This window comes from Pantoea sp. Fr+CA_20, from assembly GCF_024520835.1.
GTDB lineage: Bacteria > Pseudomonadota > Gammaproteobacteria > Enterobacterales > Enterobacteriaceae > Pantoea > Pantoea allii.
In genome coordinates, this window is the sequence record NZ_JALNPN010000043.1 from 1 (window position 1) to 1,413 (window position 1,413).

A 1,413-nucleotide genomic window follows, 5' to 3' on the forward strand; every position below is an offset into this window, starting at 1 on the left:
TAATGCCGATCATTTAAGGATCGGTTGACCGATCCAGTGGCAGGTGTAAAAAGGGTTCATGTTCATCATGGACCCTTTTTTATGGAACTCTCACAGGCTCTGGGCATCATTCATACCACCTCTCCCGAACGCGCCCGCTCGCTCTCTGATCTTATTCCCGCTGAGCTTATTCAGCAGGCCCTGACACTCACTGACACCGTCACGCTCCGTAAACGTAAGCTCCCGCTTGAGTCTATGATATGGCTTGTCGTGGGCATGTCGGTATTCAGTAACCGTCCCATGACGGAAATCGTGAACCTGATGGACATCTGCGACCGCACCGGGACGCCCTTCACGGCGCGCAGTGCCGTCGTGCAGCGGCGTAAAACACTCGGTGAAGATGCCGTACGTGAGTTATTTGATATCACCCAGCGGTACTGGCATGAGCAGGCCGCCCACCCGCAGTGGCACGGCCTCAACCTTTTTGCGCTGGACGGCGTGGTCTGGCGCACAGCGGACACGCCTGAAAATAATGAGGCTTTCAGCAAGCCCGACAATCAGTACGGTGTGCAGGGGTATCCACAGGTTCGTATGGTGTGCCTTATGGAGCTGAGCAGCCATCTGATCAAAGCGAGCGCTTTCGATACTGAGAGCGTGAATGAGATGAGGCTCGCCGCCCGGGTGACCGGTAACGTGCCGGATAACAGTCTCACTCTCTTTGACAAAGGCTTTTACTCCCTGGGCCTGTTGCATCACTGGCACCAGGCGGGTGAAAACCGCCACTGGCTGCTGCCGTTGAAAAAGCACACGCGGTATGAAGTCGTGCAACGTCTGGGACGGGGCGACGAGCTGGTGAGGCTCAAAACCAGCCCGCAGGCGAGAAAACAGTGGCCGGACCTGCCGTCAGAGATAACGGCGCGGCTGCTCAGCCGCAGTGTGGACGGAAAAATGCGGCAGGTGCTGACGTCGCTGACGGATGTAAACCGTTACCGGGGCAGTGATGTCAGTGAGTTATACCGCAACCGCTGGGAAATCGAACTGGGTTACCGCGAAGTGAAACAGGGGATGCTGGACAACCGGTGGACGCTGCGCAGCCGGCTGCCAGAGTTAGTGCGGCAGGAGCTCTGGGGGTTACTGCTGACGTATAACCTGGTGCGATACCAGATGGTCATGATGGCGGCTCAGCTCAGGGGAGATTATCTGCCTTACCAGCTGAGCTTCAGCGGAGCCATCAGTGAGATATCGCGGCTCCTGATGACGTTACCCTGGGCTTCGCCGGGCACGGTTCCGGGCGAACTGAGAACGCTGTATGAAAAGGCGAGGTGGCTGATACTGCCGGGGCGAAGAGAACGAAGTTATCCGCGGGAGCTGCGAATAAGATCCCGGAAATATGCCGATAAAAAAAAGGCTGGTCACCTTAAGTGACCAGCATTA

Annotated in this window: 1 protein-coding gene; it reads left to right on the forward strand. The window is 56.8% G+C overall.

What is annotated here, in order from left to right; genetic code table 11:
• The first annotated feature begins 81 nt into the window (after positions 1-81).
• The gene (locus tag NR177_RS23695) at positions 82-1,404 is read left to right on the forward strand and encodes an IS4 family transposase (RefSeq protein ID WP_256853798.1); all 1,323 of its coding nucleotides are present in this window, start codon (positions 82-84) and stop codon (positions 1,402-1,404) included.
• Positions 1,405-1,413: the final 9 nt, after the last annotated feature.

Coding starts and splice junctions, on each gene's coding strand:
- NR177_RS23695 (WP_256853798.1), top strand. CDS start 82: ATGGAACTCTCACAGGCTCTGGGCATCATTCATACCACCTCTCCCGAA.